Genomic DNA, 24,991 nt, shown 5'->3' on the forward strand with positions numbered 1-24,991 from the left:
ACAGCTGTGCATTGAGAGGCAAATCGGCAGGGGAAAACTAATCTTCGACGCCGGCCCAGTAGCCGCCTCGGTCGTGGTCGAACATGGCTTCGACGCCCATGCGGGATTCGTCGAATTGGCCGTCGCGGTAGACTTCCTTACCACACACCCATGTTCGCATTGGCCAGCCGGTGACTTCTCGGCCTTCGAATGGGGTCCAGCGGCACTTCGATTCCATTTGGGGGCCGCGGATGGTTTGGGTCTTGTTCATGTCGATCAGCACCAAGTCGGCGTCGTAGCCTACTTCGATGCGACCCTTTTCCAGGATATCCCAAACCAATGCAGGGCCTTCGCACATCCAGTGCACGACGTCTTCGATGGTGCACTTGTCTTTGGCGACCATGTCCAGCATCAGCGGCAACGCCGTGTCGACCCCAGGAACACCGCTGGGGGTGTCAGGGTAGCGGCCGCACTTTTCGTCCCAAAGGTGCGGAGCATGATCGGTCGCGACGATTTGAATCTTGTCGTCCAGCAGGGCCTGGAAGAGCGTTTCGTTGTCTTCCTTCGTTTTGAGCGAAGGATTCATCTGAGCAAGCGTGCCCAGGTTCAAGTAATCTTCGATGTTCAGGAACAAGTGGTGCGGGCAAACTTCTGCGGTGATCACATCGGCGTGATCCTCGAAGATGTCAACCGAAGCCCCAGCACTGACATGGCAGATGTGCAGACGATGCTTGTATTCGCGAGCCAGTTCGCATGCCTTTTTGACGGCGGCGACTTCGGCATCGACGTTGCGAATCTTGGAGTGGTCCATCACGTTGCGCGTGCCGGCACATTCCTGCTTCATCTTTTCGATGATCGATTCGTCTTCCGCATGAACGGCGATCGGTAGCTTGGTTTCGGCGAAGATCGCTTCCAAAAGGCCTGGATCGGTGAGGGCCATGTCGCCGGTGCTGCTGCCCATGTAGATCTTGATGCCAGGCGTGCGTTTGGCAGTCTTCAGCTCTTCCATGTTCTGCAGAGTCGCGCCCATGAAGAAGCCGTAGTTGACGATGCTTTTGTTAGCCGCCAACGTCAGCTTTTCTTCCAGCAGCTTTTGCGAAACAGTCGCTGGATTGGTGTTGGGCATTTCCAGGAAGGTGGTGATGCCCCCCTTGGCACATGCGCGGCTACCGCTGCGGAGGTCTTCCTTGGAGGTGAAACCAGGGTCACGCATGTGGACGTGCGGATCGATGACGCCGGGGATCAGTGTCATGCCGTAGGCGTAGACCGTTTCGTCGACTTTGACCGATTCGGCCGGATCGATGTCGGCAATCTGGGCACCATCGATCAAAACGGACGTCTTCTGCGGTCCATCCGGCAAAACTACGGTGGCGTTCTTAATCAGCGTTTTCATTCAATATCCTGCGGTCGAAAACGGTAGGGCCCACGCAAAAGTAGGGGGTAGCCGAGTGCAAGGAAAACTGGTCGGCGACGAACGTGGGGCGCGAGATTGTCTTAGCGAGACTTTTTTTGCTTTGGCTGTTTGGTCCTGGGGCGCACGGTAGATCCCCGAAGCCAGAACGTAAACGCCTACTATAAGATGTTTTGCCCCCTCATGAAAGCGGTCCGAAGGCCGGGAAAGACCTGGAAGGGAAACTGGCCGCAAAGAATTGACATGGGGCTGCTCCCCCGATCCAATAGGTCCCATTCATGCTGGCTTAAGTTCCCCCGAACAGGGTGTCTTCTGTGAGGAAGCGACAACCAACCCGACTTCCCCGTTTACCTGGTTTCACACTGGTGGAATTGCTGGTCGTGATTGCGATCATCGGAATCTTGATCGCGCTGCTTTTGCCTGCCGTTCAACAAGCACGCGAAGCGGCTCGGCGAATGAAATGCAGCAACCAGCTGAAACAGATCGCGTTGGCGTGTCATACCTATCACGATACGTTTCACTCGCTGCCGTACGGAGCGATGGCGACCAAGGATATCCCCAACGATGCCGACTGGCGCTGGACGGGGTTCATGCAGCTGCTGCCGTTCATCGAGCAGTCTCCTTTGCACAACCGCTTTAAGGGAATCGACTGGAACGCTCCGATCGGGGCTTACCAGGAGATGCACGACGCCGAGATGGGCACCTATCAATGCCCTTCCGATCCGTTCGCAGGCCAGCGGGTCTCGCCACGTTATGCCCGGGCCGATGTGGAAGAGTACGACAACGTGCTGGTGACCAGCTACGCATTCAACGCTGGCGGAAAATGGAACGTCGGTGGGCGTCGCGATTATTTCGTCACAAGCTTCAAAGATGAAGATTCCGACGTCCAGGGACCGTTTCTCGTCAATCGATGCGTGCGGTTTGAAGCGATCACCGATGGGATGAGTCATACGTTTCTGCTGGGAGAAGCGGCCCAGTACGACACGGCCGAGGACGACTACGTGGTGCCCTCTAATCGAGATGGCCGCTTGCACGCGATGTGGATGGAAGGCGATCTGCATAGCATGCGTTCGACGTTTTGGCCCCCTTATGCCTCCGTGCTGAAATGTATGCAGGCCAAACATCCTGACTCGGGGAAGGGGACGGGAACGATTCGCGACGAATGCCATTTCACCTTCGGCGGACCTCACCCCGGGATTGTGCTGATGGCCAGAGCCGACGGCGGTGTCTCGCGGATTTCGGAGACGATCGACGAGCCAACGTGGCAAAATCTGGGCTATCGAGCCGACGGAAACGTGGTCTCGTTGCCGTAACTGTCCCTGGAAAAGAGATTTTTTGGCCAGGGTGATCTGCGTTTGCTAACCCAGCCCACATATCGCTGGCGTCGGTTTCCCCCTAAATACCACGCCCAGGGGGAGTTACCCTTGAGGGGGCCTCACAACTAAAATAATAGCGTCGACTAGAATAACAGAGTCGACGTTACCTACCTTGCCGGGAAGCGGGGCGAAGATGCCGATGCCGATGAAGCTTCCGACTGGCCTCGCCGATCCCACTTACTGAAGAAAGAACCCCCTTCTTGCCACGAAGGTCCGATTAGAACGGTCATGCTGTCTGGGATCACCCTGCTTTGTTTTGCTGCTTGTTACGCGATTACGCTAGGGCTTGAGATTGCGCGGATCTGGATTCGTGCACGGTCGCGGGCCATCTTTTCGCTCGGTTTCGGCGTCGTCGGCTTGGTGACGCATACGCTGTACCTGATTGCCGAGCAGCAAGGGGTTATTCAATCGGGGCCGATTTCGTCGTGGCACCAATGGTGCTTGATGGCGGCGTGGGTGTTGATGTCGCTGTACGTGATCGCCGCGTTCGCGCAGCCAGGGACTTCACTGGGTTTGTTTCTGCTGCCGCTGGTGTTGCTGTTGATCGGCGTGGCTTACTTGATGGATCAAGTCGCACCGTTTGGCGCCGAGACTTCGGCCGAGACATGGGGCGTCATCCACGGTACCGCACTCTTGGCAGGCACCGTCGTGGTAATGCTGGGGTTCGTGACGGGGATCATGTATCTGATTCAGTCGTATCGACTAAAACATAAGATGTTGTCGACCGAAGGTTTCAAGCTGCCGAGCCTGGAGTGGCTCGAAACGACCAACCGCCGCGCGCTAGTGATCTCGACCTGTCTGCTGGCCGGGGGCATGTTCGCAGGCATCTTGCTGAAGATCAATCACAACAGCTTCCCTTGGACCGACCCAGTGATCTGGAGCTCGGCGATTTTGTTTTTGTGGCTGGTCGCCGCGATGATCTTCGAGGTGGTCTATCGTCCGGCGCGTCGTGGGCAAAAAGTCGCTTACCTGACGATGGCCAACTTTGTGTTCCTGGCGTTGGTGCTCGCGCTGATCTTGTTCGGTCCGTCACAGCATGCCCGCAAAACCGGTAGTTCGACGGAAGAAATCTCCGCCGCTCCAGCCGCCATGCCGATCGCCAGGGAAAGGAGCCTCACCCGATGAAGCTCCACATGATCGGCTGTAGTCACCACAACGCGAATGTCGAAGTCCGCGAGCGTTTGGCGTTCACGCCAGAGCAAGCCAAGAAGGCGATGCTGCTGCTGCGCGAGAACTTCCCCGATACCGAATCGGTGATCCTCTCGACGTGCAACCGGACCGAGTTTTATACCGCCGCAATCGATCCGACGAAGTTCCCCAGCCATCACGACATGGTCGACTTCCTCGCTCAGTTTCACGAGCTGGAATCGGAACAGATCTTCGACAACGTGCTTGAACGGACCGGCGAAGATGTCGTGCGGCACTTGTTTACCGTGGCGGCCAGTTTAGACAGCATGGTCGTTGGCGAAGCGCAGATCCTTTCCCAGGTCAAGCAAGCCTACGAGATGGCAACCGATGCCGACTGTGCTGGTACGTTGACCCACAGTGTCTTTCAAGCGGCCATTCACGTCGCTAAGCGGGTTCACAACGAAACGAACATTCACCAGAAACGCGTCAGCATTCCGAGCGTGGCTGTCGGTGAATTCGCTTCGAGTATCTTCGATCGATTCGACGACAAGAAGGTATTGATCATCGGTGCCGGAGAAATGGGCGAAGAGACGCTCAACTACCTCCGCGACATGGGCGTGAAAGACTTCAGCGTGGTGAATCGCAACCTCGAGCGAGGGCAGAAACTGGCTGAAGCGTTCGACGCTCAGGCCTTCTCCTGGGAAGAGCTGACGCGGCAACTGGTACGTGCCGACGTAGTCATCAGCACGACGGGAGCGACCGAGCCGATCATCACGTACGAGCAGTTTCAGGAAGTCGAATCGAAGCGTTATCAAAAGACGTTGTTCATTTTGGACTTGGCCATTCCACGAGACTTCGATCCGAAGATTGGAGACTGTGTTGGGGTCTATCTCTTTTCCATCGACGATCTGCAAAAAGCGTGCGAGAAGAACCGAAAGTCGCGCGAGCTGGAATGGCCCAAAGCAGAGCGGATTGTCGAAAAAGAGACGGCCAAGTTCATGGCCGATCTGCATCACCGCGCGACCGGACCGACAATCAAACGGCTGAAACAAGCGGCCGACGAACTGAAGCAGGATGAACTGAAACGCCTGCTCAACAAACTGGCCGATCTCGACCCAAAGATGCAAAAGGAAATCGAACGCTCGTTCGATCGCTTGGTCAATAAACTGCTGCATCCGCCACTGGAGTCGCTACGAGACGACATCGAAAGCGGCGCCCAAGGGGGACTTCTCGATGCCCTGAAACGCTTGTTCCGCCTCTACGACTAAGTAGGGGCCGCTGTGCGGACGCGGTTTACGGCGACCACGAGCAGAACGCATTGCGTCGTAAATCGATGTCGGACATTACTTAGTCATTGCGGTTTCCGTTTGAAAACACGTTACTGCGTCCGCACAGCGGACCCTACGTTTTTGCCGAAACGCCAGTTCGTGTCTTGAATCGCTAAAAGACGGAAGCCAAATACGCGACGATGCCTGCCGTGAACGAGGTGATCGCGAACAGATCGAACAGTCTCAGGTTCTTGGCTGGTTCACTCACGCATTGCGACAGCTTGGCGTTGATCAATTCGGTTTGCCAGCGATACGTCAATACGACCGTGCACGCGTACACCAAGCACATGCAGGCGAGAATTGGCAGCATGAAGTTTGCTGCGTCATTCGACGATGTGACGGCTTTGAACATCAACAAAACGAATACGAACGTCAGCAGGCTGATCGTCACCAACAAGCAGATGGCAACGCTTGAGAAGAACCGTGATTTCCGGAAAACGGCCACGTACTGGGAAAATGCGAGCGAGCCGAAAGTGGCGATGAGAATCAGCCCTAGCCAATTGGTAATCGGATCAGAAATCCATTGAGCTTCCAAGCCAACGCCGACCGGGTAGACACAGCTGCCGATCACGATCAGGGCAAATCCTATCAGGACAGCAGAAGGACGAGGCGGGGCGTTTTCAGACATCGGGGCTCAGAAAAGAGAAAAGCGAAAGAGCCGATATTTTGCCAAAACGATTCCAGGAATGCAAAGCCACTCACATCGAGAAGCATTGGCGTGCATCGCATCAGAAGCGATCAATGGAAGGCCCATAGACTCCGAAGGGACGAAAGAAAATAGCCAGGGGCGTTGAGCCCCTGGTATCGGTTGCCATACAAATCAAAGAGCTCTGTAAGGGCGACAGAACTCTAGTTCATCAGGACATTCGCGGGTTTTTCGTCGGTGACAAAGAAGTCGGCGAATTCGGAGCCTTCCCCAGCGGTCCCTTCCATGTCGTATTCGTCCGAGATGAGACTGCCGATGTAGGCTTGCAACGTCCGCGAAGCTGCTTCATCGGCGTGATGCGTGGCTACTTCGCTTGCGAAATTGACCAGGTCGTACACGCGGCACTTGGCTGGTAGCACGCGAAGTCGCTTTTCGCTGAGGGCATCGAGATTAGTCAGACCGTACAGCTGATTCATCCGCCCCGTCAAACGGTGGAAGTCGCCGAGCACGTTGGGGCGATCGAACGACTTCGAGCGGTCCCACTTGAACAGCAACTTGTACAGCTTGTTGCACTCGTTGAGCGAAGCCCACGACGTTTGCGAACTCTCGAAACGTTGACGCAGTCCGGCGTAGCCTTCGCCGTTGTCGTAACTTTCCAGGGCCCGCGAGATGCAGTGGCCGATGTCTTTGCCTAGACTGATGTCGCTGCGGAAGGCCCGGCTGTAGCCAATCGCCCCGTTGCTGCACAACATGCGGAGAAACGAAAGGTAAATTTTCGGCTGGCTGAATCCATCGATCGGCGTTTCCATGACAAAGCGATGCTTGAATCGATCGCCGCCGATTTCAAAATCGCAGTCACCACTGCGAGGGCGATGCGTGCTGGTAATCACTCCCTCGGTGTACTTGATGTCTTTGCCATCGTATTGATCGAGCAGCCCGCGAACTTCTTCATGCGTGATAACGGGGCGTTTTGGATTGCTCACCGAAAGCAAACGCGGCCCCTTGGCACCACCACGTTCCAGGCAAAATCGAACCGAGTCGTTCGGGGCTTTTTCCGAGATTCGCTGGAAGACTTCGCCGTGGTCGAAGTAACGGAAGACGCTTTCGGAAAAACCAAATCGCATGAACATCGACTTCCAGAATCGCTTGGTCGGGCGAAGCTTCTCGCCATGCAATTCGATCCCCGTCACATTTACCCGGCCTGATTTTGCGTCCCGCTCCGCTTCGACACGAAAATCGGAAACGCGAGCATGTCCGTATTCAAAGTTCCATTTCATGAGATTTTCTCCCGTTGGGTCCGCTGTGCGGACCGAAAATGCAGTTGGGTTCCAGACTCCGTAGGCTTGCATCCTCCTGAGGCGATACCAAGGAGGAACGCTTGGTTGGCATGATCGTGATGGCTGACTAAGTGCGAAGTGCCATCCCGACGTTGGTCCGCACAGCGAGCCCTACTAAAACCGATTCCGCCGCTGTTCCCACATCGGTCTCGTTTCTTTGAGGGCAGCGACTAGCTTGGGCAGTTTGACTGGGGTACCGGCGATCAGTTTGCGCGACCGCTGGCTGATCGCTTCAATCTGGCGGTTCATCTTGAGGCTGTTCCACTGATCGCCGGCCCACACGTACTGCTCGTTGGCCGCGGCCGTTTTCAGAATCGGATGCGGGGTTTGTTGGCATTGCACCACTTGCTTGTGCGGGTGATCCGAGTGCTTGCGGAACACTCGGCCGCACATCTGGATGGTGCAGGCCTTGCTTGAAGGACGACAGAAGACCGTCTTCAAGTCGGGGCAGTCAAATCCTTCCGTCAGAATGTTCATGTTGATCAGCACGTTGACTTTGCCGGCAATGAAGTCGGCCAGTTGCCGATCGCGATCACTCTTGGCGGTCACAATCTCGCTGCGAATGCCACGAAGCGTGAGCTCCTCTTGGCATTCGACGCATTGGTCGTGGCGGTGGAAGAAGACAATCGACTTCCCCCACCGCGTGATGTCCGACGCGTAGGTCTCCGCGACGGCACCCGGGGTATATTCCGGAATGGTGTAGTGGTGGTATTCGCTCAGGTAACCATCTTGAATCAACTGATGGATTCCGGCATCGCGAATGACATGATCGAAGCAAAGCTTGACACGGTCGCCGCGGAAGGGAGTCGCGGTCAGCCCCAGGATGTATTGCGGACGAATCGTGCAGTGCAGATTGGCCATGCTCATTGCGGCATCGTGCTGGGCTTCGTCGACAATCAGCATGTCGACTTTCGGAGGATCTTTGTCGAACATCGAGATCAGTTCGAGCTTCACATCGAAGCCGCGAGCCAGGTTTTCGGCTTGAGCCTGGCTAAGCAGATTGCGACGCATCGAAACCCAGCCGATGGAAAGACCGAAATGTTTTTGCATCCACTGGGCGATTGCCAGGCCCATGACCGTTTTCCCGCTGCCCGTGGGACTTTCGACCAGGACCGAGGCACTCGACCCAGCGAACTCGTCGAACGGATCGGCGTGTGCGTTTAAGAGAGCCTTGATCGCCTTGGTGACGATTCGTTTTTGATAAGGACGCGGCTGAGCATCGACACCCTCGAACAGATCTTCCAGCAGGGACAACTCCGCGAAAGCGGACTTTGTTTCGGTCGATTCTTCGATCCAATCACCCAATTCCAGGCCAATTCCCAAAGCCATGACAGACCTCTCCATATCTCGGCAAAGTGATGTGTTTGTGTCGTGTGCAGCCCGGCGGAAAACCTTTCCCATCCGCGACACAGGTACTATCGATTAGCCGGATGACACGTTGGGTCACTTCCGATTTGGCGTAGAAAAATAATTAGGAAAAACAATCGGCACGCGTTGTAAGTGCCAGTGCTGTAGGAGATTAAGAAAGAATGGTATCGATCAGGAAAACATCTGGAACTGCCCTGTCGGTTCGAAGGCGTTCTCGAAATGCCGGACTTCAGGCGTACGTTGGTGTGCCGGCCAGACGATGGCGATGACATCGAATCGGGCCGGGCAGTTTCCCAGCAGGTCGTGTCGTCGCATATACGCTAGCGCGGCACGCGTGAGTCGCTGCTGCTTGTCGCGATTCACCGCTTCATCCGGCGAGCCCTTTTCTTCCGCGGCGCGGGTTTTCACTTCGACGAAAACGATCGTGTGATCTTGCACCGCAATGATGTCGATTTCGCCGAGTCGCGAACGATCTTGGGTCGCGACAATCGTGTAGCCGCGGCGGCGAAGGTACTTGCAGGCGAACTGTTCGCCACGTTGACCTAGCGACTTGGGCTGCCACCACGATTTAAGCCAGGTCAACATGCATCTGCCTTTACGACTTCGCGAGCGGAGGAAGCTCGCTGATATCGGGGAAGTCAGGCCGCGTGCGGTAGTGCGACTCGAGGGCTTCCATGACGGCGAGGACTTGATCTTCCCGCCAAAACCGACCGGCGACTTGCACGCCGACAGGAAGCCCCGTGCTGCCCAGTTCGACCGACTTCGCCAGGCGGTAGCTGGCGTCCGACTTGGTTTCGCGGTCGGTTTCTTCTTCAGGCTGTACCCGTGTCGCGGGAACGTTACCGCACGGCACGCCTAGCAGGTTCATCACTACGCTGTAGCTTGCCGCAGGCATCATGTCGACGGCGTAGTTCCGCTTCAGCGCGGGAGTGGCATGGGTGGGGCACAGAACGACATCGACGTTTGCCGCGTCCCATGTCTGGAAGATCTCGCCGACTTGCTGGGCAGCTTCGTACGTAATTTGCCATAGCGAATTGGCCGAGCGTGGCCCCGACGCTTGAAAGAGGGAAGCCATTTTACGTTTCCGAAATGGCTTCAGCGCGAGCATCGCCACCAGCGGCCGTAGCCATCGGGGCATCGCGGCCAAGCGAACGAGTCGGGCCACTTCTGGATCGAGCTTGCTACCTTTCAGCATCCGACGAAAGTCTTTTCCACCGTCGGCGCTGGCAATCGCAAAGTACGACTTCAGCACCTCCAGCGTGCGGGGAGGTGGAAGTGGAACGATCGTCGCCCCTTGAGCTTTCAGGCCTGCGGCGCCCTCGGCAATCGCTCTTCGCACGGCGGGGCAGGGGGGGAAGAACTCGTCGTCGTCATAAACGCCGATGCGCAGCTGAGCAATATCGATCGGACCATGGTCAGAAAATCCCAGCGGAGGATCTTCCGCCTCGTCCCATTTGGTTTGGGGATCTCGACGCGACAAAACCTGCATCGCCAGGCGAAGATCGGCCACGTGCCGTGCCATGGGACCTGGCTGGAATTCGAGCCACGACATGCCACGTAAGTTTTCGACCGCTCCGCTGCGGACCAGTCGCCGCGATGTCGGCTTCAAACCGGCGATTCCGCAGAAGTGACTCGGCAGGCGAATGCTTCCGCCCAAGTCGCTGCCCAGTCCGAGGGCCGTTCCGCCGGCCGCCAAAATGGCTGCTTCGCCACCACTGCTTCCGCCGACACTGCGATCGACGTTCCAAGGATTGTGCGTCGTGCCGAAGACCGGATTGCGTGTCTCGTGAATGATCATTAATTGCGGCACATTCGTGAGCCCCAAGACCACTCCACCAGCTTGCCGAAGCCGCGCGACCAAAGGCCCGTCACTGGGATGTTCGACCGCGGGAGTCGTCATCCCCAGCGTCGACTTTCCGCCCGCTACGTGGAAGCATTCTTTAATCGAAAGAGGAACACCGCGCAGCAAGCCTCCTTCGCAAAAGTGAGGATCGTTGTCGAGCCGTTTGGCCGTTTCGGTGGCCTGATCAAAGAACGTTTCGACCACGGCATTCAATGAAGGATTGACCGCTTCGATCCGCTGAATGTGTGCGGCGACCACTTCGCTCGACGAGACCTCGCCGGAAGAAACCAATCGGGCCAACTGGGCGGCACCCAGTTGCCAAAGTTTTTGGGACGTGCGTTGCATGGCCTGATTCTACCGAAGAGCCTCCGTGATGTCTCGGAGTCTAATGATCCCGATTTTGATTGTCGAACGTGTGGGCAAAGCTAGAATGCATTTTATGAACCAACAAATTCCCCCAGACGTTCAGGAAAGAATCGCGGCTCGAATTGCTAAGGGCAACTTTAACAGTGAAGAGGAAGTGTTGCGCCAAGCGATAGATGCCTTGGATCGCATGGAAGAGGAAGCCGTTCTCCAGTGGAACGCGAAAACCCAGCAGGCCATCGCTGATAGCGAATCGGGCAATTTTTCGCCGCTTAACAAAGAAGAGGTAATCCAACGCGTTCGTGACCGTCTTGCTCAAGCCGGGATTATTGCCTGATCATGGAGATTGTCTCGACTGACTTGTCTGAACTGACACTGCCCAGGTTGATCTGTCGAAATTCGGTATTACATTGTCGTCGTCGATCGTCGTTTAGAACGAGCCGATCGAATCGTTGATGGGGCGTAACACATGCTCAGCACTCTCTAGCTTGCCCCGGTTCCTAGCCATTGGCCCATGCCGTTGAGGATCATGTCGACGGCGATCGTGCCGGTGAGCAGGGCCATGATTCGGCCGATCGTGTCGAGGTAGCGTTCCATGATCGGTTCCCAGCGTTTGCGGATCATGTCATGAATCCATTTCAGGACGATGATCGAGATCACGCAGACGAAGACGGCAAATCCGATCGCCCCAGCCGCTTCCGGGATCGACACTTTGGAGCCTGTCACGATCGAAGCGCTGATCGTTCCTGGTCCCAGCATAAAGGGCAAAGCCGTTCCTTCGGCGCCGTGCGGCTGTTCACCTCGCAGGCCTTTAAGGGCACTGCTGCCGTTCATCACCAGGCGAATCGAAACCAGCAAAAACACCACTCCGCCGAACATCAAGAACGACTCGTAGCGGACTTTGAAGATTGTGGTGAAGACCTGATCTCCCACAACCGCAAAGCCAAAGTAAATGGCAGCACTCATAAGCCCGGTGCGCACCATCGTTTTGGTGAAACTCTGCAGGTCTAATCCTTCGATTAGATCAAGCAGGTAGATGCACAGGAGAAAAGGATTTAAGAGAACTAGTAGCAGTGTCGCGGAGTCAATCAGCTCTTGGCTAAGCATCGTGGGGCTAGGCTTCCAATACCGTCTTGAGAAATTCCTGGGTGCGTTTTTCTTTGGGTTCGGTGAAAATCTGGCTCGGCGGACCTTCTTCGAGGATGACGCCTTGGTCGAAGAACAGCACGCGATCAGCGATCTCTCGTGCGAAGTTCATCTCGTGGGTGACCAACAGCATCGTCATGTCCGACTTTTCGGCCAGCTTCCGCAGCACGTTGAGCACTTCGTGTACCAACTCGGGGTCGAGCGCGGAGGTGACTTCGTCGAACAGCATGATCTCTGGCTGCATCGCCAAGGCTCGCGCAATCGCGACGCGCTGTTTCTGCCCGCCGGAAAGTTGGGCCGGGTGCGCGTCCGCTTTGCCATCCATGCCGACCATTTCCAGCAGCTGCATCGCTTTCTCGTCGGCGACGGTACCGGAAACGTTGTTCACCAGTTTCGGGGCGAGCGTTAAATTCTGACGAACGGAAAGATGGGGAAACAAAAAGAAGTGCTGGAAAACCATCCCCAGCTTCGAACGCATCCGCCGCATGTGGGCTTCGTCCGCTTTCTTCTCGGTGCCGTTGACGTTCATCGTCCAAACTGATTCGCCATCGACCATCACCGTGCCGCCGTTGGGGGCTTCCAGCGTCATCAGGATCCGTAGCAACGTACTTTTGCCGGAACCGCTGGGACCGATGATGGCAATCTTTTCGCCGGAATGAATATCGACGTTCAAGCCTCGCAGCACCTGGTTAGTGCCGTAGGTCTTTTGGAGATCGCGAATTTGAAGTTGAGGGGTCGTGTCGCTCATGAGGTCATTGCCGCGGTGCGTTTGCGAAGCCATTCGACCGACAGCCCAGCCAATAGGCTTAGCAGGATGAAAAGCACACCCACGATCGTCAGGGGTTCCAGGTATCGGTAATGTTCGTTGCCGAAGATCTTTGCTTCGTTCAAGATTTCCAAGACAGTAATCGTCGACAGCAGCGGTGCTTCCTTCAGCATCGCGATCAGGTAATTGCCGAGGTTCGGCAGGATGGGCGGAATCGCTTGGGGAAGGATCACGTAGCGATAGGTTTGCAGCGGGGTCAGATTCAGCGCTTTGGCCGCGTTCCATTGGCCCCGAGCGATACCATCGAGCCCTGCCCGATAGACTTCAGCCGTATAGCAGCTGTAATGCACGCCGAGCACCAGGATACCGGTCATCAGCGGCGAGAAGCCTCGGCCGACCACGTCGATCATGACGTAATAGACGAAAAACAGCTGTACCAGTAGCGGCGTACTCCGGACGAACTCGACAACGCCCCACGCTGGCCAACTGATGTAAGTCGATTTCGAGCGGCGCATCACGGCCCAAAGCAAACCAAGGATCAACGCCAGGACCATGCCGCCGGCGACCGCTTCCAGGGTGACGATTAAACCGCTAAGGATGTGCGGCATGACTTGCCACACGACGTCCCATTTCCACATGGTTAGTTCCCTCCTCCGTAATCACGTCCTCGGGAATAGCGATGCTCCAGCACGCGGAAGATGGCGGTGATGATCATCGAGAGCAGGAAGTAAACGATCAGCAGCAAGCCAAAGATCTCGAACGAACGATGAGTATCGTCTCGCAGGAACTTGCCCTGCAGCGTGAGGTCGGTCACGGTGATTGTCGAGACCAACGCGGTTCCTTTGAGAAGTTCGATCATCAAGTTCCCAAACGGCGGAATCATCGCCAGGATTGCTTGAGGAAAGATGACGTATCGCATCGTTTGCCATCGGCTGAGGTTCAACGCGGCGGCAGCTTGATATTGTCCTTTAGGAACCGATTCGAGACTGGCCCGCACGACTTCGGCGCCATAGGCTCCGACGTTCGCACCCAAAACCAAGATGCCGGTCGAGATGGCATCGAGGCGGATATTGGTCAGCTCCGGCATCGCGAAGTAGAACCAATACAGCAAGATCAACGCACTCGCACCGCGGAAAACGGTGATGTAAAACGCGCTTAGCCAACGCAGAATTGGATCGGTCGACTTGCTCCACACGCCAAACAGCACCGACAAAAAGATCGCCACAGCGCAGCCGCCGAGCGTGATGATGACAGTGATGTGCAGCCCTTGCAGCAGGAAGGGAAGCAGGTCAAAGGGAGGGGGGAGATTGCTCACGGTGTTTCAGACAATTCCTTCGCAGTAACATCGCCTGGCAGGGTCGACTCGTCGAAGCCGAATGGTTCGATCAGTTCCAGATGCTCCGGCGAACCAATGAACTTGGCGAGTTCTTCATTGAAACGTTCTCGCAGTGCGACATCCTCTTGGCGAAAGCCGAACGCCCCGTAGCCCCGAATCGTGTTGCCATCGATCACTGGGTCTTGGAAGTCGCTTGCTTTCTCGATCTCGTCGCTGTCTTGCTTGCGTAGCAAATCGTTGACCGTTAAGTCGGTCGCGGCGACGGCATCGATCTGCCCACCTTTGAGTCCCAGGATAGCGCTGTTGTAGTCCGAGAAGACTAACACCTGGTTATCGCTGACACCCATATCTCGGGCATACCCTTGCTCGACGCTTCCCCCCATCACGCCGATCTTGGCGTCGGGGTTGTCGCGGACATCTTCGTATCCGTGCAAATCGAGCGGGTTGCCTGCTTTCACGATAAACGACTCACCGATTCCGTACGTCGGATTGGAGAAGGAGATCTCTTTGGCTCGCTGGGGGGTGATGTACATCCCCGCGGCAATCATGTCGACTCGTTTCGCTTTCAGACCAGGAATGAGTGATCCGAAATCCGCCACAATGGGTTCCACATGGTCGACACCCATCTTTTTTAAGATCGCTTTGGCAATTTCTGGAGCCTCGCCGGTGACCTCGCCTGTAGTTGTATCGAGGTATCCGTAGGGGGCCTCATTGGCGAACGCGATGCGGATTGTTCCTGTCCGCTGAATCCGGGCTAAGGTGTTTTCATCATTGACGTTAGTCCGGGTTGCTTGCCAAAAGATTACGCCCAGGCCTGCTACTAGTATTAGCAGTACTGATATACCGGTTAATGAAATCTCAGACTTATTTTCATCGAACATTATTTTGTTCGTTTCGTAACTATTGATAGCGAGACAAGTTGTGTCTTTGGCATGTTCTCCGAGAAAACAGTTGTGAGCACATTGATCTCGGAGCCCAAACGTGCTAAATTCTAAAGCTAATTAGTTGCGGCAGCAACCATTGCTGCAGTAATTTTCGCGAATCCAGTTGCCTGGGTACTCCCCTCGGTCGTGTGGATCGACGGGACGCGAAGCAGATGGACTCTAGAGGAGGTAATCAGCCCGGATGATCATCCGGAAACCTTGCGTCGAAGACGGCGCGAAGCTTCGTCAGTTGGTCGCCAACAGCGAAGAGATAGACGATAACTCGTGCTACCTCTACTTACTGTTGTGCCAAGATTTCGCCGACACTTGTGTCGTCGCGGAACTTGATGGATCCATCGTTGGTTTTGTTACGGGATATACCCCGCCGACGCGACCAACATCCTTATTCGTTTGGCAGGTCGTTGTCGCGCCGGAAGCGAGACGCCAGGGTTTAGCCAAGCGGATGTTAGAAGCACTGATTGCTCAATTCCCCGCAGACAAGCTTGAGTGGGTCGAGGCGACCATTACGCCTGACAACCAGCCATCTCGCGGACTCTTTGCTGCCCTGGCACGTTCCTTGCATACAGAAATAGCATTCACACCCTATTTCCTCGCGGAACACTTCGGAAACTTTGCGCACGATCCGGAAGAGCTATGCCGGGTTGGCCCCATAAGCCCCAAACAGTAATCGAATATTCGAAATTGGCCTCAAACCAATAAGAGAGATCATGAATATTATTGACCGAATGGAATCAAACGTACGTGGTTATTGCCGATCGTTCCCTACGACGTTCAAGACGTCGAAGGACCACTTGATGATCGACGAGCGAGGCAAAGCGTACATCGACTTTTTCGCTGGTGCTGGCTCGCTGAACTACGGCCACAACAACGAAACCCTCAAAAACGCGTTGATCGAGTACATCTCGAACGATGGCATTACCCACGCGCTCGACATGACCACCGTCGCTAAGAAGAAGTTGCTGCAGTCGATGCAGGACGTCCTCTTCGCTCCTCGCGGTATGGAATACAAAGTGATGTTCCCTGGACCAACGGGAACCAACGCGGTCGAAAGCGCTTTGAAGCTTGCCCGTAAAGTCACCGGCCGCCAGAACGTTATTTCGTTCACCAACGGTTTCCACGGTATGACGCTCGGTTCGCTGGCGATCACCGGAAACAGTGGCAAACGAGCCGGTGCCGGGGTTGCTCTGCACAACACGACTCACATGCCGTTCTGCGATTACTTCGACGCCGAGACCGACACAATCTCGATGATCGAAAACTATCTGGAAGACAACAGCAGCGGGATCGATAAGCCTGCGGCGTTCATCTTGGAAACGGTTCAGGCCGAAGGTGGCGTGAATGTCGCTTCCAAGCAGTGGCTGCAGCGGATTGCCGAACTGGCCAAAGCTTCCGGTGCGTTGTTGATCCTCGACGACATTCAAGTCGGTTGCGGTCGTACCGGTCCGTTCTTCAGCTTCGAGTTCGCTGACATCCAGCCCGATATCATCTGTCTGTCGAAATCGCTTTCCGGTTACGGTTTGCCATTCGCACTGACGATGATGAAGCCTGAATTCGACGCCTTCAATCCTGGCGAGCATAACGGTACGTTCCGTGGGCATAACCCTGCGTTCGTGACCGCCGCTGCCGCTCTGGAAACCTACTGGCGTGACGATCGTCTGTCGAAGGAAGTCCACGAGAAGGCCCGCATCATCAAGGATGCGTTCCTCGAAATGGCTGATCGATACGACGGTAGCGTCCGTGGTCGCGGGATGATCCAGGGGATTGAATTCTCGGACAAATCGCTGGCCAACAAGATCTCGAAGTCGGCGTTCAACCGCGGCTTGATCGTTGAAACGGCCGGACCAAACGACGAAGTCCTGAAGGTTCTTCCGCCACTGACGATCGAATACGACGCCCTGAAGGAAGGTCTGCGGATCATCACCGAAGCGATCCACGAAAACCTTCGCTCGGAAGTTTCGACGAAGTCGATCGTTCCTGCCAAGTCGTAACCGACGGCAACTAAAAACAGCCCAACCGCATCGTCCGTTGTGGCGATGTTCCGGTAAGCAATACCCGGGGGCCTCTGCTAAGGTGGAGTGCCCCTGTTTTTTTTATAGGTTGTCCCCCCGTGGCATCCTGCCTCTGGAAGTGCCGTCGAATGTCGCCACAATGAATTCGTGGCTTGACCCCATTCGGGCATTGCTTCCGGAGACTCAACGGAAAATCACTCACGTTTAATCGATAGAAAATCAGGAGTTATTCAACATGCTGGTACGAAGTCTCGACGAGATCAAAGGAACCGACCGCGACGTCGAAGGTGGCAACTGGAACAGCCGTCGCTTGCTGCTCGCTGGCGACAAGATGGGCTTTTCGCTGCACGACACGATCTTGCGTGAAGGGACCACCACGCCGATTCATTACCAGAACCACTTGGAAGCGGTCTACTGCATCGAAGGCCACGCCACCGTCGAGCTCGTCCCAAGCGGCGAGAAATTCGAGATCAAGCCTGGCACGGTCTATGCACTCGACAAAAACGACAAGCATCTGCTGACGGCGCACGTCGATACACGCATGGTTTGTGTATTCAATCCAGCTGTGGTGGGTAACGAAGTCCACGACGAAAATGGCGTTTATCCTGCGGCGACCGACAGTTAATGCGAGCCGATTGCCTGATCTGAAGCAATGGGTCAGGGTGCCATGCTCACGTTTGCGTGGGCATGTCCCATTCCGTAGTTACTTCAGATCGGACGAACGGCGACACTCGACGCATCATGCGATTTCCAGCGGCCGCCCCCATGGGCCGCTGGGATATGCGTCGTGAATCGTGACGGTCCCTGACCGGATCGCGACCGCCCTGATCGGCTGTGTGCCGAATGGGACCGTCGAACCCACGAATCACGAACTCCGTTAAGTACTTTGAAGGATCATGCCGCAAGCACATTCGGTTGATACGGACCCGTACGCATCGCGTTTTAGCACGACCTGGCAGATGGCACCTCGGATGGATCCCGTTCTGTGGAATCCGGACGCCGCTGGCCCTCTGATGCGAGAACAGTTAGAAAACTTCGAGCAATGGGGATATCATCCGTTTCCTCAGCTCGTCAGCGAAAATCGAGCACGCAGCTTACTCGCCGAAGCTCGGTATCTGCAAAAGTCTTTGGATCCCCATCTGGATCATGTCATCTCAGAACCGACAAGCCACGAGATCCGCTCGATCTTTCGCGTTCACGAAGACAACGACTACTTCGCCAAGGTATGTCGCGACGAAAGTATCGTTGGTATCGCACGGCAAATTCTCGGTAGCGATGTTTATCTGCATCAGTCGCGGATCAACTTCAAGCCAGCCTTCCAAGGGAAAGAGTTCTTCTGGCATTCCGACTTCGAGACCTGGCACATGGAAGATGGCATGCCGCGGATGCGGGCCGTGAGCGTCTCGATTAGTTTGACCGAGAACAACGAATTCAACGGGCCGCTTATGCTCGTTGAAGGTTCGCATCAATCGTATGTCCGCTGTGTCGGTGAGACGCCGGAGGATCACTTCCGGAGCTCGTTGAAAAAGCAGGAGTATGGTGTACCAAGTCAGGAAGCACTCGAGCAGTTGGTCGAGAACGGAGCGATCGTCGCTCCCAAAGGTGGTCCTGGTTCCGCGGTAATGTTCGACTGCAACACGATGCATGCCTCGGTCGGCAACTTGAGCCCGCAACCGCGGACGAACTTGTTTCTTGTGTTCAACAGCGTCGAGAACCAACTGCAAGCCCCGTTTGCTGGAACCCCACCTCGGCCCAAGTTTTTGAGCTATCGCCCGTAGGCAGCCGAAAAGCTACGCGGATCGCAGAAGACTCGAACGAAAATGCTCGGCCCTCTTCCAAGCTTAGGCAGAGGGCAACGGTTGCGGCTTTATGCTTCTAGATCGAAAGAAGTTTGTCCCGGCAATACATCGGGGCAATTAAGAGAGTCGGCGATCGTCGCGTGGTTCGTATTCGGCGGAGATGACCGGTTCGACATCAAGGTCGGCCGCTTCCATGAGTTCGACAACTTGTTCGAGCGATGCGACTAAGTTGCGCTGCTCTTCTTCATCGAGCGACGTTACGCGATTGACAAACTGCTCTTGCAGCGGAGTCGGAATGCCGGCCAGCTTTTCTTTGCCGGTCTCGGTCAGGTGAATCAGCACGCGGCGGCGATCAGGGCTGTTGCGGATCCGTTCGATCAACTGGCCACGTTCCATCCGTTCCAGAATGCGGGAAACAGTCGGAGCTGCCAGACCAACACGATTGGAGACTTGAGCTGCGGTGACTTCGTCTTTCTCTTGCGACAAGTCACGAATGGCCCGAAGGCAAAGCAGCTGGGGAATCGTCAAGCCAGAATTCCTCGCCAGCGATCGCGAGTAGCGAGACGTTTTTAAAATCACCCGACGAATGGCCCTGAGCATCCGTTCGACTAGGTCATGTTCTTCCATTTGTGAGAGGCAATTGCAATTGGAATCGGCGGGTGAATTGATGCTCTCAATCTATCGCTCAATCGGAAATGTGTCGATAGCATGACGGCCAATCTGAGGGGCGAACGCCAGCGGAAGTTGAGTGGCGCGTAGAGTTTGCAGCTTGGGTTGTTCCATTATATGGTTTTATTGATGAAGTTTTTAACAAGTGTTTGTCCAGTGTGCGAGGAATATCTGCGGAAACTACGTGGTGGTCTCGCCCTTGACGCTACTAGACGACTGGTCTAATATTTCCGCGGACACCCCAATTCGGTTGGAAGGTATAACGACGTGGGCAACGAGACCAAAAGCGAAATCATCGAGGCAGGCCGCAAGGCGATGATCGCCAAAAGCTACAACGGAGTCGGACTGAACGAGATTCTGACCGAAGCCGGCGTGCCGAAGGGCTCGTTCTATCACTTCTTCAAATCGAAGGAGGAATTGGGCGTCGCGGTGATTGAGTCGTCCGTAACGGAGAACACCGAGAAACTTCGCGAGGCCTTAACGGACGCGAAGTTGAGTCCCTTGAAGAGGTTAGAGGAATACTTCATCTGGGCCCGAGACGACATTAATTCGCGAGAATTGCGACAAGAATGCTTGATCTGTAAGCTAGCTTTAGAATTATCGTCCTTAAGTGAACCCCTCCGCGACGCCGTGCGTCATGGTTGGGATGAGTGGCGTTTAATCATGACCGAATGCCTTCGCGAAGCGCAAGCCGCTGGCGAAATCGCGTCGGAACACGACCCTGAATCGCTCGCGGAATTTATCATTTACTCCTTTGAGGGGGCAATGATACGCGTTCAGGTAGATAATCACATTCGCCCGGTGAACCAGTTCCTGCATTTCGTTTTTCAGGTCCTCCTGAAACGAAGCTGAAACCGAATCGTTTTCCTGGCATCCGAACAAGACGACTGGTCTACTAATTTCATTTAACGTTGGAGATGGAGATGATGGCGCGGTCAACAATGATGGCCTTTTTAGGCTTGATGACGATGATTTCTCCATTAATGGCTCAGATGCCGCCCACGGCGGTTCGAGCCGTAGCTGCCAAAACGATGACGGTCGAGCCGCATCATCGCTTCACCGGAAGCCTGAAAGCGGTCGCTCGAGGCAGTGTCGCGGCGTTGGAAGATGGTCGCGTGCTTGAAGTTACCGTTCGTGAAGGTGCTTCCGTGAAGAAGGACGACGTCATCGCTCGAATCGATGCTCGTCGCTTGGAAGCTCAAAAGGGTGAACTGGAAGCGGCCTATGGAACGGCAGAAGCATTGATCGCTCAACGCGAAGCCGAACTCCGCCAAGCCAATCTCGACATGGACCGCTCGGCGACGCTCATCCGCAATAATGCCATCTCGAAACAACAGCATGAACGAAGCGAAACCGAGCTTACGATTGCTCAGGCCAAGCTGACCACTGATCGCCGCCGCCTCGACGAAATCCGCCGACAGTTGGAGCTCATTCAGGTGCGTCTGGACGATACGATCGTTCGTGCTCCGTATGACGGCCAGGTCATCATGCGACACACGGAACCTGGGGAATGGATTCGAGCCGGAGAGCCGTTCGTGACCCTGGTTTCAACCGGACAAGTCGAAGCCTGGTTGGAACTGCCGGAACGTTATGCCGGGATCGTCTCGCAGTACGCTCAAAAAGTGCCGGTCCATATTGTGGGTACCGATCGCAAGTTTGTTTCGGCATCGGCCAAACGAGTACATGAAGTGCACCCGCGAACACGTACGTTCCAGTACGTTCTGACGCTGGATGCTGAAGACGCCATTCTCGCTCCGGGAATGTCAGTCGAGGCATGGCTTCCCACAGGGCCCTCGGCACCATCGCTTACTGTTCCCAAAGACTCGATCATTCGTTCGGCCGGATTGGCTTACGTGTTTAAAGCTGTCAACGGCGAAGGACAAACCACGGCAATGCGAACTCCGGTAACCGTCAAATTTGAAACAGGCAATTTGGCCGTTGTCGAATCGCCGCAACTTGCCGATGGAGATCTCGTCGTCGTGGAAGGCAACGAACGACTTCTGCCAGGCACCCCGATTGCGGTTTCGGAAGAGTCACCGATGAATTCCAAGACTGCCGTCAATATGTCGTCGCAGCCTCGCTAATCGTCTTGTCGGCCTCGGAACGAACCAGGCCGATTTCCTGCCGCAAGAAGTGCTTTTAGTAGATCACTTAGGACCACGTTATGAACTTCATTCACCTTGCGGTCAAACAGCCAATCACCGTCGCGGTGGGCGTTATTCTCAGCTTGATGGCTGGGGTGCTTGCGTTCACTCGCATGCCCATTCGAATGACACCGGAAGTCGAATCGGTCGTTGTGTCGGTGATGACCTATTGGGAAAACGCTTCGGCTCAGGAAATCGAATCGGACGTCATCGAAGAGCAAGAGCAACGCCTGGGCGACTTGTCGGGGCTCGTTTCGATGACGAGCATCAGCCAGCCAGGCTCAGGGCAAATTCGTCTCGAATTCATGACCGGCACGAACATCGACGAAGCGATGGCCGAAGTCGATCAGAAGTTATCGGAAGTTTCGGGCTATCCCCCGGAAGTCGATCAGCCGCAAGTGGAAGACTTCGATCCTGAATCGGTCGACTATATCTCTTGGATCGGATTGGCTTCGACCGATCCGAACTTCGATGCGACGACGTTATACGACTTCATGGAGCGGCGACTACGACCTCGCTTCGAGCGTATTCCTGGCGTGTCGCAAGTCGGTATTCGAGGGGCTCGTGAAAAGGAAGTCCAGATTCGTGTCGACCCTGTCGCGCTGGCTCAGCGTGGCATTACCTACCAGGAACTCGTCAACGCGCTGCAGTACAACAACGGAAACTTCTCTGGCGGAAAGCTGCCGGAGGGGAAGAGCGATATTCGGGTGCGTAGCGTCGGCCGTTTTCGTGATGCTCAGTGGGTTGAGAACCTGGTGATCCGCCGCGAAACGACCGGGCCGATCTATTTGCGAGATGTTGCCACCGTTGAAGTCGCTCACAAGGAGATGACCGAATGGGTGCGTGCTCGTGGGCAGACGATGCCGTTCTTTAATTTCATGCTGGAAAGCGGCGGCAACCTGCTCGAGACGATGGATGGCATCAATCGAGAGCTGGAAGAGTTGAACCAACCAGGCGGTGTGCTCGAGCAGGAAGCAAACCGACTGGGGCTCAACGGCACGCTGGAACTGGTACAAACCTACGATGCGACGACCTATGTCGTGGACGCGATTGCGCTGGTTGAAAGCAATATTTTAATGGGCGGTTTGCTGGCGATCGCCACACTGCTTTTGTTTTTGCGATCGCTACGAACGATCGGGATTATCGCGATTGCGATTCCGATTTCGACAGTGGTGGCTGTCGTGGTGATGGTGGCGATGGGCCGTTCGATGAATATTATTTCGCTGGCCGGGATGGCATTTGCCGTCGGGATGGTGGTCGATAATGCGATTGTGGTAATCGAGAACATCTTCCGGCATATCGAGATGGGCAAGTCGGCCACAAGAGCCGCCGCCGATGGTACGCAGGAAGTGGCCGGGGCAGTACTGGCATCGACGCTGACGACGTTGGTTGTGTTCTTCCCGATTCTGTTGATTGAAGAGCAAGCTGGTCAGCTCTTCCGCGATATTGCTTTGGCCATCATGGCAGCCGTGGGGGTCAGTTTTATTGTCTCGACGACCGTTATTCCTTCAGCCGCGGGGCAGTGGCTGAAGGCGAAGTCGATTCAACAACACGCCAGCGAGTCGGCCATCATGAAGAATCCGAATGCGAAACCGAAGACGTTTCGTGCTCGGGTTTGGAAATGGATGATAGCGATCACCGACGTGCCGGCGATGGTCGGGAGCACTGTCTATACATTGATTGGCAACTGGGCTACACGCTTAGCGGTCATCGGCGGTTTCGGTGTTGCCACGATCGTTGGCATTTGGCTGTTGATTCCACCTCTCGATTACCTGCCGACAGGTAATCGAAACATCGTTCTGGGGATGCTGCTTCCTCCGCCGGGATACAACGTCGATCAATTGTCTGAGATCGGTGCTCGAATGGAAGCGAAGATCAAACCAGCTTGGGAAGCGGCCGGCGATAAGTTCGGTGCTGAAGCAGCCATTCGTGGGCATGAGTGGGACGGTGAGGATAACCGTGTTCCTGTGCCGATGATGGGAACGGAGGAAACGGTGTTGCCTCCGCCGCTGGATCACTACTTCCTGGTTGCCTGGGATGGTCAGGTGTTTCAAGTTGGTATCTCAAAGGACAAAGAGAAAGTCGTCGATACGTTGCCACTTTTCAGCGACGCGGCCGGGGGTGATCAAGCTCCGGGGGTGATTAATTTCGCTTTCCAGATGCCGCTGTTCCGTACCGGGGGAACGACAGGGTCGGCTATCAAGATTGATCTGATCGGGGACGATCTCGATCGTGTCAGTGGCGCCGCTGGGGCTTTGCTGGGGAAACTTGTCGAAAACTATGGACCTTATTCGGTGACTCCAGAGCCAGCTAACTTTGCGTTGCCAACGCCTGAGATTCGGATCACGCCGGATGATGAACGGCTGCAAGATGTCAACATGACGCGACGAGATATCGGCTTGGCCGTGGCCGCCAATGGTGACGGGATCTTGTTGCCTCGTGCGTTCGATGTCGGCGGTGAACTCAAAGACCTGAAAGTGATCAACGCGGAAGCATTGAGTAGCGATCCGACCAACGCGATGTTTAACTCGCCGATCGCGACACCAAGCGGAGCGGTCGTTGACTTGGAAAGTTTATCGACGCCCGAACGTGTTGAAGCGGCTGATCAGATTAAACATGTCGATCGTCAACGAGCGGTGACTTTGCAGTTCACTCCTCCGCCGGGGCTTCCTCTGCAAGAGGCAATTGATGCGGTTGAAAAAACGGTGGGCGAACTACGCGAAGCCGGGGCCATTACGCCGGACGTGGAAATGCAGTTGGCAGGTTCCGCAGGGCAGTTGTCGCAGATTCGCGAAGCACTGATGGGAGACGGAACCATTATGGGGACGATCTTCAGCTCGCTGTTTCTCGCCTTGGTGATTGTCTATCTGCTAATGGTGGTGCTGTTCCAAAGCTGGACTTATCCGTTGGTGATTATGGTGAGCGTGCCGCTGGCGCTTTTGGGCGGCTTTGCTGGCTTGGCTTTGGTGCATCATTGGAGCGAAATCGACCGTTATATGCCGATCCAAAATATGGACGTACTGACGATTCTTGGCTTTGTGATTCTCGCTGGCGTGGTGGTGAACAACGCGATCTTGATCGTTTACCAGACGATCAACTTCCTCGGCGGGCGAAGTGAAGAAGGTGAAGACGTCAGCGATTTGACGCCACGCGAGGCGATCTCGAAGAGTGTCGAAAGTCGCGTTCGACCGATCTTGATGAGCACGCTGACTTCGGTCGGTGGTATGCTGCCGCTGGTGCTGATGCCTGGCTCTGGGAGCGAACTTTATCGAGGTCTTGGGGCAGTGGTTGTCGGTGGCTTGGTCGTCTCGACCGTATTCACGATGTTCCTTGTCCCAGTCCTGCTGAGCGTTCTGTTCGATATCTGGAAGCCTCAGCGAGTCGAGATGGACATCTAGG

Annotated in this window: 23 protein-coding genes; 11 read left to right on the forward strand and 12 right to left on the reverse strand. The window is 55.4% G+C overall.

Annotated features, from left to right (window positions below):
- Positions 1–37 precede the first annotated feature (37 nt).
- Positions 38–1,372 carry a dihydroorotase gene (locus tag LA756_RS24110; RefSeq protein WP_224437280.1) on the reverse strand — a complete coding sequence of 445 codons (1,335 nt, stop codon included), beginning with the start codon at positions 1,370–1,372 and terminating at the stop codon, positions 38–40.
- A 332-nt stretch (positions 1,373–1,704) separates the two neighbouring features.
- Here LA756_RS24110 and LA756_RS24115 point away from each other — a divergent pair, with 332 nt between their 5' ends.
- The 3 genes from LA756_RS24115 to hemA all read left to right on the forward strand — a co-directional run bounded on the left by LA756_RS24115 (position 1,705) and on the right by hemA (position 5,162).
- Entirely contained in the window at positions 1,705–2,703 is a 999-nt protein-coding gene (locus LA756_RS24115; protein WP_224437281.1) for a DUF1559 domain-containing protein, read from the forward strand.
- 291 nt (positions 2,704–2,994) lie between these two features.
- Positions 2,995–3,891, forward strand: coding sequence for a cytochrome c biogenesis protein CcsA (gene ccsA, locus LA756_RS24120; RefSeq protein WP_224437282.1), 897 nt, complete (start codon positions 2,995–2,997; stop codon positions 3,889–3,891).
- A complete protein-coding gene (gene hemA / locus LA756_RS24125) occupies positions 3,888–5,162 on the forward strand; it encodes a glutamyl-tRNA reductase (protein WP_224437283.1) in 1,275 nt (424 codons plus the stop codon). The genes ccsA and hemA overlap by 4 nt, the downstream gene beginning before the upstream one ends.
- A 172-nt stretch (positions 5,163–5,334) precedes the next feature.
- Here the strand turns inward: hemA and LA756_RS24130 are convergent, their stop codons facing one another.
- From LA756_RS24130 to LA756_RS24150, 5 genes are all read right to left on the reverse strand, one after another.
- On the reverse strand, positions 5,335–5,850 hold the full coding sequence (locus tag LA756_RS24130) for a hypothetical protein (protein WP_224437284.1): 516 nt from the start codon (positions 5,848–5,850) through the stop codon (positions 5,335–5,337).
- A 221-nt stretch (positions 5,851–6,071) separates the two neighbouring features.
- The gene (locus LA756_RS24135) at positions 6,072–7,145 is read right to left on the reverse strand and encodes a DUF932 domain-containing protein (RefSeq protein WP_224437285.1); all 1,074 of its coding nucleotides are present in this window, start codon (positions 7,143–7,145) and stop codon (positions 6,072–6,074) included.
- Between the two features lie 174 nt (positions 7,146–7,319).
- Positions 7,320–8,534 carry a DEAD/DEAH box helicase gene (locus LA756_RS24140; protein ID WP_224437286.1) on the reverse strand — a complete coding sequence of 405 codons (1,215 nt, stop codon included), beginning with the start codon at positions 8,532–8,534 and terminating at the stop codon, positions 7,320–7,322.
- A 210-nt stretch (positions 8,535–8,744) separates the two neighbouring features.
- Positions 8,745–9,158, reverse strand: coding sequence for a YraN family protein (locus LA756_RS24145; RefSeq protein ID WP_224437287.1), 414 nt, complete (start codon positions 9,156–9,158; stop codon positions 8,745–8,747).
- 10 nt (positions 9,159–9,168) lie between these two features.
- Positions 9,169–10,761 carry an amidase gene (locus LA756_RS24150; protein WP_224437288.1) on the reverse strand — a complete coding sequence of 531 codons (1,593 nt, stop codon included), beginning with the start codon at positions 10,759–10,761 and terminating at the stop codon, positions 9,169–9,171.
- Positions 10,762–10,816: 55 nt separating this feature from the next.
- Here LA756_RS24150 and LA756_RS24155 point away from each other — a divergent pair, with 55 nt between their 5' ends.
- Positions 10,817–11,116, forward strand: a complete 300-nt coding sequence (locus tag LA756_RS24155; RefSeq protein ID WP_224437289.1) for a hypothetical protein — start codon at positions 10,817–10,819, stop codon at positions 11,114–11,116.
- A 146-nt stretch (positions 11,117–11,262) separates the two neighbouring features.
- Here LA756_RS24155 and LA756_RS24160 read toward each other — a convergent pair whose 3' ends face one another.
- From LA756_RS24160 to ehuB, 5 genes are read right to left on the reverse strand one after another with little or no spacing between them, the layout of a single operon-like run.
- On the reverse strand, positions 11,263–11,886 hold the full coding sequence (locus LA756_RS24160; RefSeq protein ID WP_224437290.1) for a MarC family protein: 624 nt from the start codon (positions 11,884–11,886) through the stop codon (positions 11,263–11,265).
- Positions 11,887–11,893: 7 nt separating this feature from the next.
- A complete protein-coding gene (ehuA, locus tag LA756_RS24165; protein WP_224437291.1) occupies positions 11,894–12,673 on the reverse strand; it encodes an ectoine/hydroxyectoine ABC transporter ATP-binding protein EhuA in 780 nt (259 codons plus the stop codon).
- Positions 12,670–13,329: an ectoine/hydroxyectoine ABC transporter permease subunit EhuD gene (ehuD, locus tag LA756_RS24170; RefSeq protein ID WP_224437292.1), complete on the reverse strand. Its 660-nt coding sequence runs from the start codon at positions 13,327–13,329 to the stop codon at positions 12,670–12,672. The genes ehuA and ehuD overlap by 4 nt, the downstream gene beginning before the upstream one ends.
- Positions 13,330–13,331: 2 nt before the next feature.
- The gene (gene ehuC, locus LA756_RS24175; protein WP_224437293.1) at positions 13,332–14,006 is read right to left on the reverse strand and encodes an ectoine/hydroxyectoine ABC transporter permease subunit EhuC; all 675 of its coding nucleotides are present in this window, start codon (positions 14,004–14,006) and stop codon (positions 13,332–13,334) included.
- Complete coding sequence (gene ehuB, locus LA756_RS24180) at positions 14,003–14,908, reverse strand: ectoine/hydroxyectoine ABC transporter substrate-binding protein EhuB (protein ID WP_224437294.1); 906 nt, start codon at positions 14,906–14,908, stop codon at positions 14,003–14,005. Before ehuB ends, ehuC begins: the two co-directional genes overlap by 4 nt.
- Positions 14,909–15,152: 244 nt before the next feature.
- Between ehuB and ectA the strand changes: the two genes are divergently transcribed.
- The 4 genes from ectA (at position 15,153) to thpD (ending at position 18,758) form a co-directional block, all read left to right on the forward strand.
- Positions 15,153–15,638 (forward strand): diaminobutyrate acetyltransferase, encoded by a 486-nt coding sequence (gene ectA, locus LA756_RS24185; protein WP_224437295.1) that lies wholly within the window; start codon positions 15,153–15,155, stop codon positions 15,636–15,638.
- Between the two features lie 40 nt (positions 15,639–15,678).
- On the forward strand, positions 15,679–16,959 hold the full coding sequence (gene ectB / locus LA756_RS24190) for a diaminobutyrate--2-oxoglutarate transaminase (RefSeq protein ID WP_224437296.1): 1,281 nt from the start codon (positions 15,679–15,681) through the stop codon (positions 16,957–16,959).
- Positions 16,960–17,215: 256 nt separating this feature from the next.
- Positions 17,216–17,605, forward strand: coding sequence for an ectoine synthase (locus LA756_RS24195; RefSeq protein WP_224437297.1), 390 nt, complete (start codon positions 17,216–17,218; stop codon positions 17,603–17,605).
- A gap of 346 nt (positions 17,606–17,951) precedes the next feature.
- Positions 17,952–18,758, forward strand: a complete 807-nt coding sequence (gene thpD / locus LA756_RS24200) for an ectoine hydroxylase (protein ID WP_224437298.1) — start codon at positions 17,952–17,954, stop codon at positions 18,756–18,758.
- Between the two features lie 138 nt (positions 18,759–18,896).
- Here the strand turns inward: thpD and LA756_RS24205 are convergent, their stop codons facing one another.
- Entirely contained in the window at positions 18,897–19,307 is a 411-nt protein-coding gene (locus LA756_RS24205; protein WP_261362058.1) for a MarR family winged helix-turn-helix transcriptional regulator, read from the reverse strand.
- A gap of 408 nt (positions 19,308–19,715) precedes the next feature.
- Here LA756_RS24205 and LA756_RS24210 point away from each other — a divergent pair, with 408 nt between their 5' ends.
- The 3 genes from LA756_RS24210 to LA756_RS24220 all read left to right on the forward strand — a co-directional run bounded on the left by LA756_RS24210 (position 19,716) and on the right by LA756_RS24220 (position 24,990).
- Entirely contained in the window at positions 19,716–20,300 is a 585-nt protein-coding gene (locus LA756_RS24210; RefSeq protein ID WP_224437299.1) for a TetR/AcrR family transcriptional regulator, read from the forward strand.
- A gap of 89 nt (positions 20,301–20,389) precedes the next feature.
- Positions 20,390–21,532, forward strand: a complete 1,143-nt coding sequence (locus LA756_RS24215; protein ID WP_224437300.1) for an efflux RND transporter periplasmic adaptor subunit — start codon at positions 20,390–20,392, stop codon at positions 21,530–21,532.
- Positions 21,533–21,612: 80 nt separating this feature from the next.
- Positions 21,613–24,990: an efflux RND transporter permease subunit gene (locus LA756_RS24220; protein ID WP_224437301.1), complete on the forward strand. Its 3,378-nt coding sequence runs from the start codon at positions 21,613–21,615 to the stop codon at positions 24,988–24,990.
- The last annotated feature ends 1 nt before the right edge of the window (position 24,991 follow it).

It is taken from the genome of Bremerella sp. TYQ1, from assembly GCF_020150455.1.
Classification (GTDB): Bacteria; Planctomycetota; Planctomycetia; order Pirellulales; family Pirellulaceae; genus Bremerella; species Bremerella volcania_A.